The organism is Aeromonas sp. FDAARGOS 1402 (assembly GCF_019046925.1).
GTDB lineage: Bacteria > Pseudomonadota > Gammaproteobacteria > Enterobacterales > Aeromonadaceae > Aeromonas > Aeromonas caviae.
The window spans coordinates 20428-36676 of the sequence record NZ_CP077201.1 but is presented as its reverse complement, the minus strand read 5'-3'; the positions used below and the strand labels follow the sequence as shown (position 1 = coordinate 36676).

The following is a 16249-nucleotide window of genomic DNA, read 5'->3' as shown; positions in this document are numbered from 1 at the left end:
CCCATCCTGGAGAGAACCCGATGAAACTCTATTTTGTGCTGGTGTCGCCCGCCCGTGCCGCCAACGTGGGGGCTGCTGCCCGCGCCATGAAGACCATGGGCTTCGATGCCATGCGACTGGTGGGGAGCCGGGTGCACGAAGAGGAGGAGGCGAGCTGGGTTGCCCACGGGGCGCAGGAGATCCTGACGGATGCGCAAGCCTTCGACACCCTGGAAGAGGCTCTGGCGGACATGGATCTGGTGGTCGCCACCACCGCCCGGCAGCGCGGCCGCTACCAGCACTACCTCACCCCGGCGGACATTCGCGACCAGATCCGGGCCAAGCCCTCCCTCGAGAAGGTGGCCATCGTGTTTGGCTGCGAGGAGTCCGGACTCTCCAACGAACAGCTCGCCCAGGTGGATCTCATCAGCTACCTGCCTCTCAAGGTCTCATACCCGTCCCTGAACCTGGGTCAGGCGATCATGCTGTATGCCTATGAGCTGAGTCCGCTGCTCGATGACCAGAAAGTGAGCGACGAGCAGGACGTAGCAGAAAATTTCGAGAGTGCCGGGCAGGTTCGCGTGCTGAAATCAAAAACAGCAGAATTGCTTGGTGAACTCGGAGTTTCGCAGGATGAAAAACTGCATCAATGGGTGATGGACCGAGTGCCCATGCTGCCGCAGCGGGATCTCAATATGCTCCATCTGCTCTGCAAAGACCTTGCCCGCAAGTTTGGCAAGGAGGTTTAGGTTGACAGCCCCTCGCCGGGCGCGGTATTGCTAACAACCAGATTCGTTCAAGAGTGTTCGTCATGCAGCTATTCACCAACATCATCACCACCACCATTATTACCGGTACCACCACAGGTGGCACTGGGGCCGGTTGATGCGCTGACGAACAAGCACAGAAATCAGAAAAAGGCCCGTACCCACCCAGTACGGGCCTTTTTTGTTGGATTGTTTTTAGACCAATTAGCAGATCAATTTGCAGGGAATACAGGGAGATAGCGATGAGAGTGTTGAAATTTGGCGGGTCGTCACTGGCCGACGCAGAGCGTTTCTTGCGGGTTGCCGATATCGCGGTGAATACCCACGGCCAATCCCAGGTGGCCCTGGTGCTGTCGGCACCGGCCAAGGTGACCAATCACCTGGTCGCCCTGGTGGAACAGACCAGTCGCGGCATGGATGCAAGCAGTACCCTGTTCGAGATCAACGGCATCTTCTCCCGCCTGCTGGCCGGCTTGAAGGCCGCCTATCCTGCGCTGGATGACAAGGCGCTGCAGACCCGTCTCACCGCCGAGCTGGATCAGGTCGAGCGGCTGATGCAGGGTATCCGTCTGCTGGGGCTGTGCCCGGACAACGTCCAGGCCCGCATCCTGAGCCGTGGCGAGAACCTCTCCATCGCCTTCATGCACGAGCTCTTGCGGGTGCGCGGCCTCGAGCTGGATCTCATCGTGCCCGAGCAGTTGCTGGTCACCGATGGCGGCTACCTCGAAGCCCATGTGGACATCGAAGCCTCCCGGGTGCGCTTCGCCGCCAAGGGCCTGCGCTCTGATTGTCTCTACCTGATGCCGGGCTTCACCGGTGGCAGCGACAAGGGCGAGACCGTGCTGCTGGGCCGCAACGGCTCCGACTATTCCGCCGCCGTCTTGGCCGCCTGCGTCGATGCCGAGTGCTGCGAGATCTGGACCGACGTGGAGGGCTGCTACAACTGCGACCCGCGCCTGGTACCGGATGCCTACCTGCTCAAAACCCTCTCCTATAAAGAGGCGATGGAGCTCTCCTACTTCGGTGCCAAGGTGCTGCACCCGAAGACCATCGCCCCCGTGGCCCAGTTCCACATCCCCTGCCTCATCAAGAACAGCTTCAACCCTCAGGGTCCGGGTACCCTCATCGGGGTCGATCAGGGGGATGACGATCTGAAGGTGAAGGCCATCTCGGATCTCTCCGGCATGTGCATGTTCAACGTCTCCGGTCCCGGCATGAAGGGCATGGTGGGCATGGCCGGTCGCATCTTCTCCGCCGTCTCCCGCGCCGGGGTCAGCATCGTGCTGATCACCCAGTCGTCCTCCGAGTACAGCGTCAGCTTCTGTATCCACAGCTACGACAGCGACAAGACCCGCAAGGTGCTGGAGCGCGAGTTCGAGCTGGAGTTCAAGAACCAGTTGCTGGACCCGCTCGAGATCATGACCGATCTGGCCATCATCTCCCTCATCGGTGACGGCATGCGCACCTCCAAGGGGATGGCGGCGCGCTTCTTCACCTCCCTGGCCCAGGCCTCCATCAACATCGTCGCCATCGCGCAAGGGTCGAGCGAGCGCTCCATCTCCGCGGTCGTGCGCTCCGGCAAGGTGGCGGAAGCCATCAAGGCGTGCCACCAGAACTTCTTTGGCAGCCAGCAGTTCATCGATCTCTTCGTGGTCGGGGTGGGCGGCGTCGGTGCAGCCCTGGTGGATCAGATTGCCCGCCAGCAGCCGGTACTGGCCGAGCAGGGCACCGGTCTGCGGGTGGTCGGCATCGCCAACAGCCGTCAGATGGCGGTCAACAAGGATGGTCTGGCCCTCGCCAACTGGCGTGAACAGCTGGTGGAAGCACAAGGCAGTTTCAGCCTGGAGGCGGTGAAGAAGCTGGTGGAAGAGAGCCACCTCATCAACCCGGTGATCGTCGACTGCACCTCGAGCGAAGCCGTGGCCGTCCAGTACGCCGACTTCCTGGGGGCCGGCTTCCACGTGGTCACCCCGAACAAGAAGGCCAACACCGGGTCGCTCGATTACTACAAGGCGCTGCGTCGCACCGCCCGCCAGACCCGTCGCAAGTTCCTGTACGAGACCAACGTGGGCGCGGGCCTGCCGGTCATCGAGAACCTGCAAAACCTCATCAAGGCCGGTGACAAGCTGCGCGCCTTCGACGGCATCCTGTCTGGGTCGCTCTCCTTCATCTTCGGCAAGCTGGACGAGGGGATGGCCTTCTCTGAGGCTACCCAGATCGCCCGCGGCAACGGCTTCACCGAGCCGGATCCCCGCGATGACCTGAACGGCATGGACGTGGCTCGCAAGCTGCTCATTCTGGCCCGCGAGGCCGGCATGGCGCTGGAGCTCTCCGATGTGGAGGTGGAGCAGGCACTGCCGCCGGGCTTTGACGTGAGCGGCGACGTGGAGGCCTTCATGGCCCGCCTGCCCGAGGCCGACGGCTGGTTCCGCGACCAGTTCGCAGCGGCCCAGCGTGAAGGCAAGGTGCTGCGTTACGTCGGCTCCATCGAGGGTGGCAAGTGCAAGGTGGCCATCAAGGCGGTGGGTGGTGACGAGCCCCTGTTCAAGGTAAAAGACGGGGAGAACGCGCTCGCCTTCTTCTCCACCTATTACCAGCCCATCCCCCTGGTACTGCGCGGCTATGGCGCAGGGACCGAAGTGACCGCCGCCGGTGTCTTCGCCGATGTGCTGCGCACCCAGAACTGGAAGCAGGAGCTGTAACATGAGTTCAGAGATGAACCCGAATGTAGAAATCGGCGGCAGCGTGGTGGCCTATGCCCCGGCCTCCAGCGCCAACCTGAGCGTGGGCTTTGACGTCCTGGGGGCGGCGCTCGCCCCCGTGGATGGCTCCCTGCTGGGTGACCGCGTCCAGGTCAAATCGGCAGAGGTGCCTTTCGCTCTCTCTTCCGTGGGCCGTTACGCCCACAAGTTGCCGGACGACCCGAAAAAGAACATCCTCCACGACTGCTGGGTCGCCTATGGCGAGGCGCTGGAGAAGCGCGGCCTGGGTCTCAAGCCGCTGGAAATGGTGCTGGAGAAGAACCTGCCGGTGGGCTCGGGCCTGGGATCGAGCGCCTGCAGCGTGGTGGCGGCGCTGGAAGGGCTCAACGCCTTCCACGGTGCGCCCCTGAATGAACACGACCTGCTGCTGTTGATGGGGGAGATGGAAGGGAAGATCTCCGGCTCCGTCCATTACGACAACGTGGCGCCCTGTTATCTGGGCGGCATGCAGCTGGTGCTGGAGGAGGGGGGCGTCATCAGCCAGGGCATCCCGGTGTTTGACGAGTGGTACTGGGTGGTCTGCTACCCGGGCACCGTGGTCTCCACCGCCGCCGCCCGTGCCATCCTGCCGGCCCAGTATCGCCGCCAGGACTGCCTCACCTATGGCCGCCGGCTTGCCGCCTTCGTGCATGCCAGCTACAGCCGCCAGGAAGGGCTGGCCGCCAGCGTCCTGAAAGACGTGATCGCCGAGCCTTATCGCGCGGCCCTGATTGAAGGCTTCAACGAGGTGCGGGCCCAGGGGGCCCAGAACGGGGCGCTCGCCACCGGCATCTCGGGGTCCGGTCCCACGGTGTTCGTGGTGATGAAGGATCTGGCCCAGGCCGAACGCATGAAAGAGTGGATGGAAGCGCACTTCGTGCGCAATGAAGATGGATTTGCCCGGGTCTGCAAACTGGACATGGCCGGGGCACGGGTAACAGGAAGCGAGCTATGAATCTTTACAACATCAAGGACAAGAGTGAACAGGTGAGCTTCGCGCAGGCGGTGCGTCAGGGTCTGGGCCGCGAGCAGGGGCTGTTCTTCCCAGAGACCCTGGAGCCGCTGGCCGACGTGGATGCCCTGCTGGATCTGCCGCTGGCCGAGCGCTCGGCCCGCATCCTGAGCCACCTGCTGGGTGACGAAGTACCGGCTGCCAAGGTGAGCGAGCTTATCGACGCTGCTTTCACCTTCCCGGCGCCCCTGGTGAAGCTCAAAGACGGCACCTATGCCCTGGAGCTGTTCCACGGCCCGACCCTGGCGTTCAAGGATTTCGGCGGCCGCTTCATGGCCCAGTGTCTGGCTGCGTTCAGAACCAATGACAAGATCACCATCCTCACCGCCACCTCCGGCGACACCGGCGCCGCCGTGGCCCACGCCTTCTACGGCCTGGAGGGGATTGAAGTGGTGATCCTCTACCCCAAGGGCAAGATAAGCCCCTTGCAGGAGGCGCTCTTCTGCACCCTCGGCGGCAACATCCGCACCCTCGCCATCGACGGCGACTTCGATGCCTGTCAGGCGCTGGTCAAGGATGCCTTCGACGATGAAGGGCTCAAGACCGCCATCGGCCTCAACTCCGCCAACTCCATCAACATCAGCCGCCTGCTGGCCCAGGTTTGCTACTACTTCGAAGCCGTGGCCCAGTTGCCGAAAGCCGATCGCGCCAAGGCGGTCATCAGCGTGCCGTCCGGCAACTTCGGCAACCTCACCGCGGGTCTCATCGCCAAGGCGCTGGGGCTGCCGGTGAAGCGCTTTATCGCCGCCACCAACGCCAACGACACCGTGCCGCGCTACCTGAAAACCGGCCAGTGGGAGCCGCACCAGACGGTCGCGACCCTGTCGAACGCCATGGACGTGAGCCGCCCCAACAACTGGCCGCGGGTGGAAGAGCTGTGCCGTCGCAAGGGCTGGGCGCTGGAAACCTTGGGCTCAGGGATGCGTGACGATGCCCAGACCCGGGATGCACTCAAACGCCTGCATCAGCTGGATTACCTGTGCGAGCCCCACGGGGCGATTGCCTGGGATCTGCTGAACGAGCAGCTTGGGCAAGACGAGGTCGGTGTGTTCCTCTGCACCGCCCATCCGGCCAAGTTCAAGGAGTCGGTGGACGAGATCCTGAATCTGGATGTGCCGCTGCCGGGCCCGCTCGCCAAGCACGCCGCGCTGCCGCTCCTGTCCCACGATCTGCCCGCTGACTTTGGCCGCCTCAAGGCCTTCCTGCTCGGTTAAGCCGTCATGAGACGCTGACGATCCCCCGCTTTTTCGCGAAAGCGGGGGATTTTTTTATGTCCGGTATTGATGTCCGGTATAGGTCGGGGAACCCGCCCTATACCCCTGAAACAAGGAGCACGGCATGAGCCCGCATCCCCTTCGCACCCTGATCGAGACCTGTGACGCCGCCATCTCCCGGGGCGACTTCGACGCCCTGATGACCTTCTATGCCGAGGACGCCGCCCTGGTGGTCAAACCCGGCATGGTGGTGCGTGGCATTCCCGCCATCCGCCGCGCCTTCACTGCCATCTCCGATTACTTTGACGGTCAGCTTGAGGTGACCCAGGGGGCCATGGAGGTGATCGAGGGGGCCGACAATGCCCTGGTGATCATGGAGACCCGGCTGCGCTACCCGGGCGGAGAGGGGTGGATCGATGAAACCCGGTGCGCCACCTATGTGTTTCGCAAAGAGTCCGGCGGGCAGTGGCGCTGCACGGTGGACAACTCCTACGGCACCACGCTGCTGGGGGCGCAGCAGCCCGGCAATCGGCCTGCAATCGACTAGCGCAGTCACACTGGCTCGACGTAGCCAGAGTGCGTGTATAGCGTGCGTAATCAAGGCTCACCATCAAGGCCGTGCTGCCAGACCGGTTAGTCAGATTGAGTAGCCAGATTGAGTAGCAAGAGCCAAGCCATCCAGGCCGGGGAACCCGAGCCGCACGCAGGGCACCGCTCTGCCTGGGAGGGGGCATCATAGCGCAGCCCACGGCGCAACTCCCCGTTTTGGTTGTGCCTCATAACCTGCTGGCAGAAAGTGCGCCGACAGTGATTGCTGCGACGTTTTTGCACATTTGATTTGCACTCTCGTTGTTATGCTCGCCCCTGGCAGCACAACCCTGTCTGTGGGTCATTTCCAGCCCCCCGGGGCCCGTTGACCCGGCCTGCCGTGGCTGCTAATCAGGGGACTGCTTGACACCCTTCATGGACGAGCAGGGCCGCAGATGCCTCGACGGCGCGGCTTATCGACAACAACAACACCACAGTGCAGGGAGCAAACCATCATGTGGCCGTACCGAAAAATAGTGACCCAGTCCCTCAAAACTCCTCTGATGATCGCCAGGATCATCTTTTACTTCGCCCTGATATTACTGTTGCCGCTGCCTTTTATGGTGTCTGCAGACACCGTCCTGGCAGAAATCGGGCGCACTTATTACGCCCTGTTCTCATTGCCCATCGCCATGGTGCTGATGCTGATATCGAGCCTGATGGCCATCCTCATTGCCATGGTGGAGTCGCGCAACCAGCAGCCACCCCAGGGGCGGTGGTAAGAAGGTCCCTGCCTTTCTAGCCATCCAATAAAAAACCATCCCGGACGGGATGGTTTTTGGACTTCCAAATTGGGACACCCACCTTTTTGGCTAGCAATTCGCCCAGCACAGTGGTCAGCGGCGATGCCATCAGCCACCTTGTTAATCCGATAGATCCCGTTTTACTCCCTTGGCATTTATTTGGGGCATTGCCATGTCTGAACACGCAACCCCGCTGGGTAAATGACACTCGTGTACAAGGTATTTATCGGGTTCCAGGAAGATCAGTGTGTGATGAGAGATATAGCCAGCCAGCTAACGGCTGGCTCAAAAAGGTGGGTGTCCTAGATTTCTCTATATTTTTGACTTTTGCTAGCTCACGCATAACTTTATCTCGTATTTTCATGAAACGACCTAACTTCCAAATTGGGACATCCACCTTTTTGTTGAATCTTTTATCCCACGCCATATCAAACCTCGGCATGTTATTCGATGCCAGGCTGGGCCGTGCCTGAACAAGAGGCTAGTTATGCCTCGATGGTCTGCTTGACGATTTTTTGGCCCTGCTCCCTCGACCTGCCATCCATCAGAGCGGTGATAACCAATCTGACTATGGCTTGCTCAGAAAGGTGGGTGTCCCAGATTTCCATTGGGTACCCACTTCTATCTCGTAAGTAGAGCTTCGTAGATATGTAGGTCGCTTGTAGATGATTTTTATATTAATCTTGCATAGTTTAAAGCAAGTTCTATAACATCCTTTGTGAATTTTTGCTCTGTTCTTATACTGTTGACTGATGGTAAATAGGCAATATTTTTCTCGGTACATATTTTTTCACAAAGTGCGATAACATAAATTAAGTTGGTATTATCTAGGGATAATCCTTTAAATGAGTCCTCAACACTATAAAACCTCACACTTGGAATGTTAGCATTTTCAATACTGGTTAGCCTTTGGTTAATATCTCCAAGTTGTTTTTCATTTTCAGCAAACTTATTCTCTATTTCTTTGAATTTTGACTCGGCTTGCCTTATATACTGGCTGAGAAGTTGAGATTGCTTTGCTTGTTGATCAGCAAGTTGCAAAATAAATGAGTCATCGTTTTCTTTAGGTGCTGGATAGATGCCATATTTTCTTAAAGCAGGCATTACATCATGATAAACCCAACGTTGGAATTTTTTCGCACCACTACTCTTGGCTCTTGACACAACCCTATATATTCCTGGCTCAGTTACAAAGTGCTCATATTTAGTATCTTGACCTCGTTCACCACCAATAATTTCTGTATGTCGCTCATCGTCATCTAAAGCAGAAATAGATTCTCGTAAGAATGAAGTTTGATTTGTTACATTATTTCCTTCAAGTATTTGAGACTCTTTTGTTATAGCTTTTACGATATCGCCCAAATTAAACAAAGTGATGCCATCTTTTTGTATAGTTCTTATTTCTAATTCACCAGATGATGAGGGGTACAACAGAATCTCAAACATTTATTCACCTGTCTTTTAAAAAGGAAATCCGAGTTCGTATATTGTGCTTCATTTCGTTCAGTGCCAACTTACCTACGTCCCAATACCCCTGAGGACAGCGGACAAACCCCACGCTACCGCCCCTGGATTACAGCTTCCAATGCGCTCCATTAACCAGCGGGCGGGGCCCGAATGGTGCAGTAGGCGCCGAATGGCCAGCATATCCTCAAGCCTCATACGCAAACCAGTCAAAAGTTGACGCAACCGCAGGGAATGACTGGATTTTTGCGCCAGCTCAACAATTGAGCGAAGGCGCCGGGTGGCCGGAGGGAGGGACTGGGAGGGGATTGTCGGCAAGGAAGGGGCATTTTGTTGTCACGGGGGAGGGGGACTATAGTGCAGCGAGGCGAGGGTGCCTCGTTTGGCCCGCGTGAGTGGGGGCTAACCACAATGGATAGAACGATGGGAGTGTGACATATGAAGCGGATCCTGATGGTGTTGAGTCTGTGTGTGACGGTCATGGGCATGGGAATGGGGGTCGCCCAGAGCGCGACCTCTGGCGCGCAGCAAGAGTGCGAGGCCCAGGCGGCTGTGAAGAAGCTGGCGGGCGCCGCCAAGACCAGCTTTGTGGGCAAGTGCGTCAAGGATGCCTCCGCCAGTGCCAAGGCGAGTCAGTGTGAGAAAGCGGCCGCCGACAAGAAGCTGGCCGGGGCTGCCAAGAACAGCTTCGTGCAAAAGTGTCTGAAGACGGACGGGGCCGCCGACAAGGCGACCCAGTGCGAGAAGGCGGCGGCGGACAAGGAGCTCGCCGGGGCGGCCAAGAACAGCTTTATCCAGAAGTGCGTGAAAACCGCCTGAGCCGGTTGAGGCTCTGACACCAACGCTGGTTGAGGCAGTTGACGAGAAAGGGGCCCTGGGGCCCCTTTCTCTGTTGTGATGGGGGGTGGGGGCAGCCCTCGCCGCCAGTGTGCCCGGCCATAAGCTGTGGGCGGGGAGCTGACTTGATCCCTGCCTGGTCATCACTCTCCCTGGGTTGGCTGGGTATGTTCGGGGGCGCTGCTCAGCAGATCCTGCCCCTCGTCCTGGCTCAGCACCAGATAGCGCTCGTACTGGCGCAAGACGTCGGCACTCAGCTCGTCCCGGGTCAGGTACTGGATGTCGTAACCGGCACGGCCATCGGCAAAATAGGTGATGGGCTCGAAGATGCGGGCCTCGGGATCGTGGTTGTGGGCCGCCTCCAGGGGGTTGAAGGCGGGTGCGGGGCGGGCCTCGATGCGCACCCCGTAGCAGAAGTCCCGGCGACCCTGCTGGGGTACCAGCAGATGGCACTGATCCGGCCCATCCTCTTCGACCCGGCTGGTGATGCCCCGGGCAGCGAACTCCTGACTCAGGGCCGTCAGGGCGGGCAGGGCGACCTTGTCCACAAAGGCGCGGGCTTCCTGCTCGGTGGAGGGGCGCAGCAGGTGATCCATCCGGGTGCGCCACTGCTTGCCGTTCCAGAAGTCAGTGGCGGGGGAGAGGCGCCTGGCCGAGTGCTCCTTGTCTGCGACAAGGCCGCGGCAGAGTCCGAGGCAGAGCAGCACCATGATGAAGGCAAACGGCAGGGCGGCGATGAGGGTCATGGACTGGAGCGCCGCCAGCCCCCCTGTGCTCATCAGGGTACCCGCGGTGACCCCGAGCAGCAGAGCCCAGAACAGGCGCTGCCAGATCGGTGAGCCCTCCTTGCCCTGGGTAGCGATGTTGTCGATGACGAAGGCTCCCGAGTCGGCGGAGGTGACGAAGAAGACGCTGATGAGGATCACCGCGAGCGCCGAGGTGATGTCCGCTCCCGGCAAGAGGTCAAAGAAGTTGAACAGCAGGGTGTCGATGTTGCCGACCGAGTCGATGAGGCTTGTGCCCCCCTCATGCTGGCTGGCCCAGATGGCGGCGTTGCCGAACACCGTCATCCAGAGCAGGTTGAAGGCGGTGGGCACGAACAGGACGCCGAGGATGAATTCGCGCAGGGTGCGTCCGCGGGAGATGCGGGCGATGAAGAGGCCGACGAAGGGGGACCAGGAGATCCACCAGGCCCAGTAGAGCAGGGTCCAGTTGCCGAACCAGCCCGCCTGGCGGGTCTCGCTGTAGGTGAAGGTGCGGAAGGTGAGCTGGCTTAAAGAGGAGACATAGTTGCCAATGTTCTCCGAGAGGGCCCCCAGCAGGTACTGGGTGGGGCCGGCCACCAGCACGAACAGCAGAAGCACGATGGCGAGAAAGAGGTTGAGCTCGGAGAGGCGCTTCACCCCCTTGTCGAGACCGGTGACCGCCGAGATGCCGGCGAGGGCGATGACGACCCCGATGAGGCCGAAGCGAAACAGCTCCCCCGAGGTGTCCATGCCGGTGAGGCGAGTGATCCCCGCCGAGAGCTGCATCACGCCATAGCCCAGGGTGGTGGCGATGCCGAAGATGGTGCCCACCAGGGCGAAGACGTCCACCGCGTGGCCGAGCGGCCCGTGGATCTTCTCCTTGAAGATGGGATAGAGGCCGGAGCGGATGGTCAGGGGCAGGTTGTAGCGAAAGCCGAAGTAGGCCAGCACCAGGCCGACGATGGCGTAGACGGCCCAGGCGTGAAAGCCCCAGTGGAAGAAGGTGGTGACCATGGCCTCGCGGGCGGCCACCTGGGTCAGGGGCGTCGCCTGGGGCGGGGAGACGAAGTGACTCATGGGCTCGCCCACCCCGAAATACATGAGCCCTATCCCCATGCCGGCGGCGAACAGCATGGCGAGCCAGGAGGTGAAGCTGAACTCCGGGCGGGCATCGTCCGGCCCGAGGCGAATGTTGCCAAAGTGGCTGAAGGCGATCACCAGCAGCAGGATCAGGAACATGCCGACCACCAGCACATAGAACCAGCTGAAGTGCTGGGCTATCCAGCTCTGGCCGCTGCCAAAGAAGCGGGCGGCGGCCTCCGGGGCCAGGGAGCAGATGGCCAGCAGCGCCAGGATAAAGAGCAGACCCGGGATGAAGATGGGCAGCGACAGGGTGCATCTGGAGGGACGGGGAGCGTTCATGGGACACCTTTGGGTGGAAGGACTCAAGACACTATAGGCCCCTCGGGTGCAAAGCAGACAAGGGGTGGACGGCGAGTGACGGGGTCAACGGCCATGAGCACCGTGGGGGAGGCACTCGTCGTCCTGTTTTTTTATCGTAAATTATTCCATTAAATCAGATGGTTACCGCTTTCTTGTTTGTTAATAGCAAGTTGATGCCGTTTTTTGGGAAATCTTTTCCCCCCTCGTCCGGTTCTATTGAACGTAGCCGGATGAGATGCGCCGGAGACATCACTCTCGACAACAAGGAATAGAGACATGAACGTGAAAAAAAGTACTGCGATCGCCTCTGCCATGACGGGTCTGCTGGCCCTGGGTGCCCAGTTCATCGCCGCGCCGGCCATGGCTGCGGATGACAAGGAGAAGTGCTACGGCGTGGTCAAGGCGGGCAAGAACGATTGCGCCACCAAGGGCGGATCCTGCGCCGGCACCGCCAAGATGGATGCCCAGGGGGATGCCTTCGTGGTGGTGCCCAAGGGGCTGTGCGAGAAGCTCGCTGGCGGGTCCCTGCAACCCAAGTAAGCCGCATGCCATGGTGTGGCGCCCGCCACATCATGGCCCTATCTATTGAGAGCCCAGCCATGAACCCCTTGATCGGTATCGGTTTACGCCCCCCGCACTACGACGAGATCCGCCACACCTTGCCCGGAGTGGGCTGGCTTGAGGTACACAGCGAAAACTACTTCGAGCGCCACAGCCAGGGCTTCGAGGTGCTGGCGGAGCTTGCGAGGCACTACCCCGTGAGCCTTCACGGAGTCGGCATGTCGCTGGGCTCCGCCGATCCGCTCGATGCCGGGCACCTGCGCCAGCTGGCAGCCCTGGTGGCGGCCATCTCGCCGGTGCGGGTGTCGGAGCACCTGAGCTGGGGCAGCATCGGCGGGCGCTATTTCAACGATCTGCTGCCCATGCCCTACACCCGTGCCGCTCTTTTGCACATGAGCGACAAGATAGATCGGGTGCAGCAGACACTGGGCAGACAACTGCTCATCGAGAATCCCTCCTCCTACCTGCAACTGGCGGGGGAGATGGGGGAGGCCGAGTTTCTGGCCGAGCTGGCTGGGCGCAGCGGTTGCGGCGTCCTGCTCGATCTCAACAACCTCCATGTGAGCGCGGTCAATCACGGCCTGGAGGTGGACGACTATCTGGCGACTATCGACCTCGACACGGTCGGCGAAATTCACTTGGCCGGTTTTACCGAGAAGCACCTTCCTCAGGGGCCCCTCTATATCGACACCCACAGCACCCCCGTGGCCGAGCCCGTCTGGGCGCTCTACGAGCAGGTCTGCCAGCAGCGCGCCATCCCCACCCTGATTGAATGGGATCTGGCGATCCCCCCGCTGCCGGTGCTGCTGGGAGAGGCGCAGCGTGCCAGCGAGATCCTGAGCACGGCGCAGCAAACATCCAGGGAGGCCGCCCATGTCTGAGCTTGCTTCCCTGCAACGCGCTTTTGCGAGCGGTCTGCTCGGCCAGGATGATGCCATCCTCGGGCACATCCAGCCGGGACGCTTTGCCCCCGACGCCCTGTTGCAGATCTATCGCAACAACGTCATCCTCGGCCTCACTGAGGTGCTCGCCAGCAGCTACCCCGCGGTACGCGCCATGGTTGGCGAGACCTTCTTTGAGGCGGCGGCACGAGGGTTCGTGCTGGCGGCACCTCTGGAGGAGGGGAGCGTCATGGACTACGGGGAGGGCTTTGGCGACTGGCTGGTACGCTTGCCCACCACGGCCGCGTTGCCCTGGCTCGGGGATCTGGCCCGCTTCGAGTGGGGGCTGGAGCGGGTCTCGCTGCTTGCGCCAGAGACGCGGCGCTGGCCTGCCGAGCGGCTTGCCGCCATGACCCCTGAGCACTGGGAGCGGCTGGTGCTGCATCCTGCCTGCGATCTGCTGCTCCTGGAGAGCCCCCATCCGGTGCTGGCGCTCTGGCAGATGGCCCTGCACGGCGGTGAGACGGTCAGGGAACTGGATGCTGTCTGCTCCCTGGCACTCAAGAAACGCCCCGGGCACCGGGTCGACCCCATTCCCCTGGATGCCGCCGCCTGGCGTCTGCTGCAAGGCTGCCTGCAGGGCAGGCCGCTGGCCAGCCTGCTGGCTCAGGATCCCGCCATGGCCGAACACCTGGCCCCCCTCATCACCCTCGACCTGCTGGTCGATCTGGAGCTTGCCCCATGACAACGCAAACCCTTGCCAGGCCCCTTGGCCCCCTTGTTGAACGCATCTTGCCCTGGTGCAGCGGTGGCCTGTTGCTGCTTGCCAGGCTCTGGGTCGCCACCATTTTTCTGCGATCCGGCTGGCTCAAGTTCACGGCCTGGGACAGCACCCTCTATCTGTTCGAGTTCGAATATCAGGTGCCCCTGCTGCCCTGGCAGTGGGCGGCCTATGTGGGCACGGCGACCGAGCTGTTGCTGCCCCTCTTCCTGCTGGCGGGCCTCTTCACCCGTCCGGTCGCCTTGCTGCTGTTTGGCTTCAACGCCATGGCGGTCATCTCCTACCCGGCCCTCTGGGCGGGAGGCTTTCACGATCACCAGTTGTGGGGCTGGATGCTGCTGACCCTGGCCGTGTGGGGGGCGGGCCCCCTGGGGCTCGACAGCTGGCGCCTTGCCCGTCGCTCGCCTCCGGCGTAAGGTGGCCGCACACGAGCCCTGCCTGACTGACGGGCGGGAAAGGAATGCAAAGGAGAAGAGATGAAGGTTCGCGAGGCCCTGGCGGCCGATATTCCTGCCCTGACGACACTGCGCATGGCGCTCTTTTGCGAGGTGGGGGAACTTGCCCGGCCCGATGAGGATCCGGTCCTCAGGGAGGCGACGCAGGCCTACTTCATGCAGGCGCAGGAAGAGGGCAGCGCCCGTAGCTGGGTGGTGGAAGAGGAGGGCGAGGTGGTGGCGTGCGCCACCTTGGCACTCTTCGTGCGCCCGCCCTACCCGGGCAATCTGGCGGGGCGGGAAGGGTACCTGCTCAACATCTACACCCGGCCGGCCTGGCGCAGACGGGGAATGGCGAACGCCCTGCTGGTGGCCATGGTGGCGTATGCCCGCGAGCAGCAACTGGGCAAGCTGTGGCTCCATGCCAGCAGTGATGGGCGCGCTATCTACGAACGGTTCGGCTTTGCCGGCAATCCCGCCTGTCTTGAGTGCGTTCCCGCTCGTTAGCCGCCTTTTTCACCGCCGGGCTGATCCTCTTTCGCCTGGGCTGCGTATTGGGAGCCCTTGGCGGCATCGCCGCTTTTCTATACACTGCGCGCCCCATTCGTTTCAGTCGTCCGACCACTTATGTCGGCGCTGGCGGTGCCGATACCCTCTGTGGGTGAGGCCGTGGTGCCCATGGGGATGGTCAACGAGGAAGAAGTGTCATGTTCAATCAGAAGCTCAAAGCGCAGTTGCAGGCATGCCAGACCCGGCTCGACGAGGAGCAGGGCATCATAGAGGCGATCAAGGCGGGTGCCGCCACCGTCATCTTCAGCCCGGAGGGGATCATCCAGGAGGCGAGCACCCCTTTCCTGGCCCTGATGGGATATGGTGCCGCCGAACTGATTGGGCAGCCCCACAGCCAGCTCTGTCCGAGGGCCTGGGGGGAGTCCGGTGACTATCGCCAGTTCTGGCGCCGCCTGGCCCAGGGGGAGGTGCAGTCAGGCACCTTCGAGCGCGTGAACCGGCAGGGGGAGACGCGCTGGCTGGAGGCGACCTATTTCCCGGTGAAGCACCAGGGCCGGGTGACCCGGGTATTCAAGATTGCCAGCGACGTCACCGAACAGCACCAGCGGCTGGAGCGACTCGAAGCGCTGACCGAGGCACTGGACCGCTCCCGGGCCATGATCGAGTTCACCCCGAACGGCGACATCCTCCATGCCAATGCCAACTTCCTGAGCGTTATGGGTTACACCCTGAGTGAGATCGCGGGCAGGCACCACAGGATCTTCTGTGACGAGGCCTTTCTGCGCGAGCAGCCCCGTTTCTGGGAGGAGCTGGCCCGGGGCCAGTTCAAATCCGGCCTCTTCATGCGCCACAATAGCCGGGGGCAGGCCGTCTGGCTGGAGGCGACCTACAACCCCATCCGGGATGGCAGCGGCAAGGTGGTGCGGGTGGTGAAGTTCGCCAGCGACATCACCGCGCGCATCGAGCAGAACCACGCCACCCGGGAGGCCGCCCGCCTGGCCCACAGCACCGCCCAGGAGACCCTGCACAGCGCAGAGGAGGGGGCGGGCCTGCTGCGCGCCGTGGTGCAGACCTCTTCCCTCATCGCCTCCCAGGTGGATGAGGCCATCGCCCTCATCGGCCAACTCAACGAGCAGTCCAGAAGCATCGAGGCCATCGTCTCGACCATCAGCGCCATCGCCGATCAGACCAATCTGCTGGCCCTGAACGCCGCCATCGAGGCGGCGCGGGCGGGTGAGCAGGGGCGCGGGTTTGCGGTGGTGGCGGACGAGGTGCGCCAGCTGGCCGCCCGCACGTCGCTCTCTACCGACGAGATCGCCAGGGTGGTGCAGAAGAACCGCGAGCTGACCGCCAGGGTGACCGACGACATGGCCGGGGTGGCGGGCAGCGCCGAACTCGGCAAGCAGCAGATCGCCGGGGTGGACAAGCTGATGAGCGAGATCCACCAGGAGGCGGACAGGGTCTCCCAGACGGTGTCGGCCCTCTCCATCTGAGGGGCTGACCGCAAGATTGCCAACAGAGTGAGCGATCGGACGGCCAGGCTGAACC

The 16249-nt window shown here is 61.6% G+C and carries 15 protein-coding genes and 1 other annotated feature; of the genes, 13 read left to right on the top strand and 2 right to left on the bottom strand.

Annotated elements, in window-relative coordinates; all coding sequences use genetic code 11:
* Positions 1-20 precede the first annotated feature (20 nt).
* The 6 genes from I6L32_RS00155 to I6L32_RS00130 all read left to right on the top strand — a co-directional run bounded on the left by I6L32_RS00155 (position 21) and on the right by I6L32_RS00130 (position 7023).
* Complete coding sequence (locus tag I6L32_RS00155) at positions 21-728, top strand: tRNA/rRNA methyltransferase (protein ID WP_039039357.1); 708 nt, start codon at positions 21-23, stop codon at positions 726-728.
* A 72-nt stretch (positions 729-800) separates the two neighbouring features.
* Positions 801-931, top strand: a sequence feature (Thr leader region).
* Between the two features lie 57 nt (positions 932-988).
* A complete protein-coding gene (thrA, locus tag I6L32_RS00150) occupies positions 989-3448 on the top strand; it encodes a bifunctional aspartate kinase/homoserine dehydrogenase I (protein WP_216944492.1) in 2460 nt (819 codons plus the stop codon).
* 1 nt (position 3449) lies between these two features.
* Positions 3450-4442: a homoserine kinase gene (gene thrB, locus I6L32_RS00145; RefSeq protein WP_029314022.1), complete on the top strand. Its 993-nt coding sequence runs from the start codon at positions 3450-3452 to the stop codon at positions 4440-4442.
* Complete coding sequence (gene thrC, locus I6L32_RS00140; RefSeq protein WP_049636630.1) at positions 4439-5713, top strand: threonine synthase; 1275 nt, start codon at positions 4439-4441, stop codon at positions 5711-5713. The genes thrB and thrC overlap by 4 nt, the downstream gene beginning before the upstream one ends.
* Positions 5714-5837: 124 nt before the next feature.
* Complete coding sequence (locus I6L32_RS00135; RefSeq protein WP_216944491.1) at positions 5838-6260, top strand: DUF4440 domain-containing protein; 423 nt, start codon at positions 5838-5840, stop codon at positions 6258-6260.
* 496 nt (positions 6261-6756) lie between these two features.
* Entirely contained in the window at positions 6757-7023 is a 267-nt protein-coding gene (locus I6L32_RS00130; RefSeq protein ID WP_042015800.1) for a hypothetical protein, read from the top strand.
* Between the two features lie 693 nt (positions 7024-7716).
* Here I6L32_RS00130 and I6L32_RS00125 read toward each other — a convergent pair.
* Complete coding sequence (locus I6L32_RS00125) at positions 7717-8490, bottom strand: Bro-N domain-containing protein (protein ID WP_216944490.1); 774 nt, start codon at positions 8488-8490, stop codon at positions 7717-7719.
* A gap of 456 nt (positions 8491-8946) precedes the next feature.
* Between I6L32_RS00125 and I6L32_RS00120 the strand changes: the two genes are divergently transcribed.
* Entirely contained in the window at positions 8947-9327 is a 381-nt protein-coding gene (locus I6L32_RS00120) for a hypothetical protein (RefSeq protein WP_216944489.1), read from the top strand.
* A 161-nt stretch (positions 9328-9488) separates the two neighbouring features.
* On the opposite strand, the gene I6L32_RS00115 is transcribed toward I6L32_RS00120, so the two are convergent.
* Entirely contained in the window at positions 9489-11513 is a 2025-nt protein-coding gene (locus I6L32_RS00115) for a BCCT family transporter (RefSeq protein ID WP_180911129.1), read from the bottom strand.
* Between the two features lie 297 nt (positions 11514-11810).
* Between I6L32_RS00115 and I6L32_RS00110 the strand changes: the two genes are divergently transcribed.
* The 6 genes from I6L32_RS00110 to I6L32_RS00085 all read left to right on the top strand — a co-directional run bounded on the left by I6L32_RS00110 (position 11811) and on the right by I6L32_RS00085 (position 16194).
* Positions 11811-12074 (top strand): DUF2282 domain-containing protein, encoded by a 264-nt coding sequence (locus tag I6L32_RS00110; RefSeq protein WP_010673595.1) that lies wholly within the window; start codon positions 11811-11813, stop codon positions 12072-12074.
* A gap of 59 nt (positions 12075-12133) precedes the next feature.
* Positions 12134-12976: a DUF692 domain-containing protein gene (locus I6L32_RS00105; protein WP_210556933.1), complete on the top strand. Its 843-nt coding sequence runs from the start codon at positions 12134-12136 to the stop codon at positions 12974-12976.
* Positions 12969-13721, top strand: coding sequence for a DNA-binding domain-containing protein (locus I6L32_RS00100; protein WP_216944488.1), 753 nt, complete (start codon positions 12969-12971; stop codon positions 13719-13721). Before I6L32_RS00105 ends, I6L32_RS00100 begins: the two co-directional genes overlap by 8 nt.
* On the top strand, positions 13718-14173 hold the full coding sequence (locus I6L32_RS00095) for a DoxX family protein (protein WP_216944487.1): 456 nt from the start codon (positions 13718-13720) through the stop codon (positions 14171-14173). The genes I6L32_RS00100 and I6L32_RS00095 overlap by 4 nt, the downstream gene beginning before the upstream one ends.
* A gap of 60 nt (positions 14174-14233) precedes the next feature.
* Entirely contained in the window at positions 14234-14698 is a 465-nt protein-coding gene (locus I6L32_RS00090) for a GNAT family N-acetyltransferase (RefSeq protein WP_041214775.1), read from the top strand.
* Between the two features lie 200 nt (positions 14699-14898).
* Positions 14899-16194 carry a PAS domain-containing methyl-accepting chemotaxis protein gene (locus tag I6L32_RS00085; protein WP_216944486.1) on the top strand — a complete coding sequence of 432 codons (1296 nt, stop codon included), beginning with the start codon at positions 14899-14901 and terminating at the stop codon, positions 16192-16194.
* Positions 16195-16249: the final 55 nt, after the last annotated feature.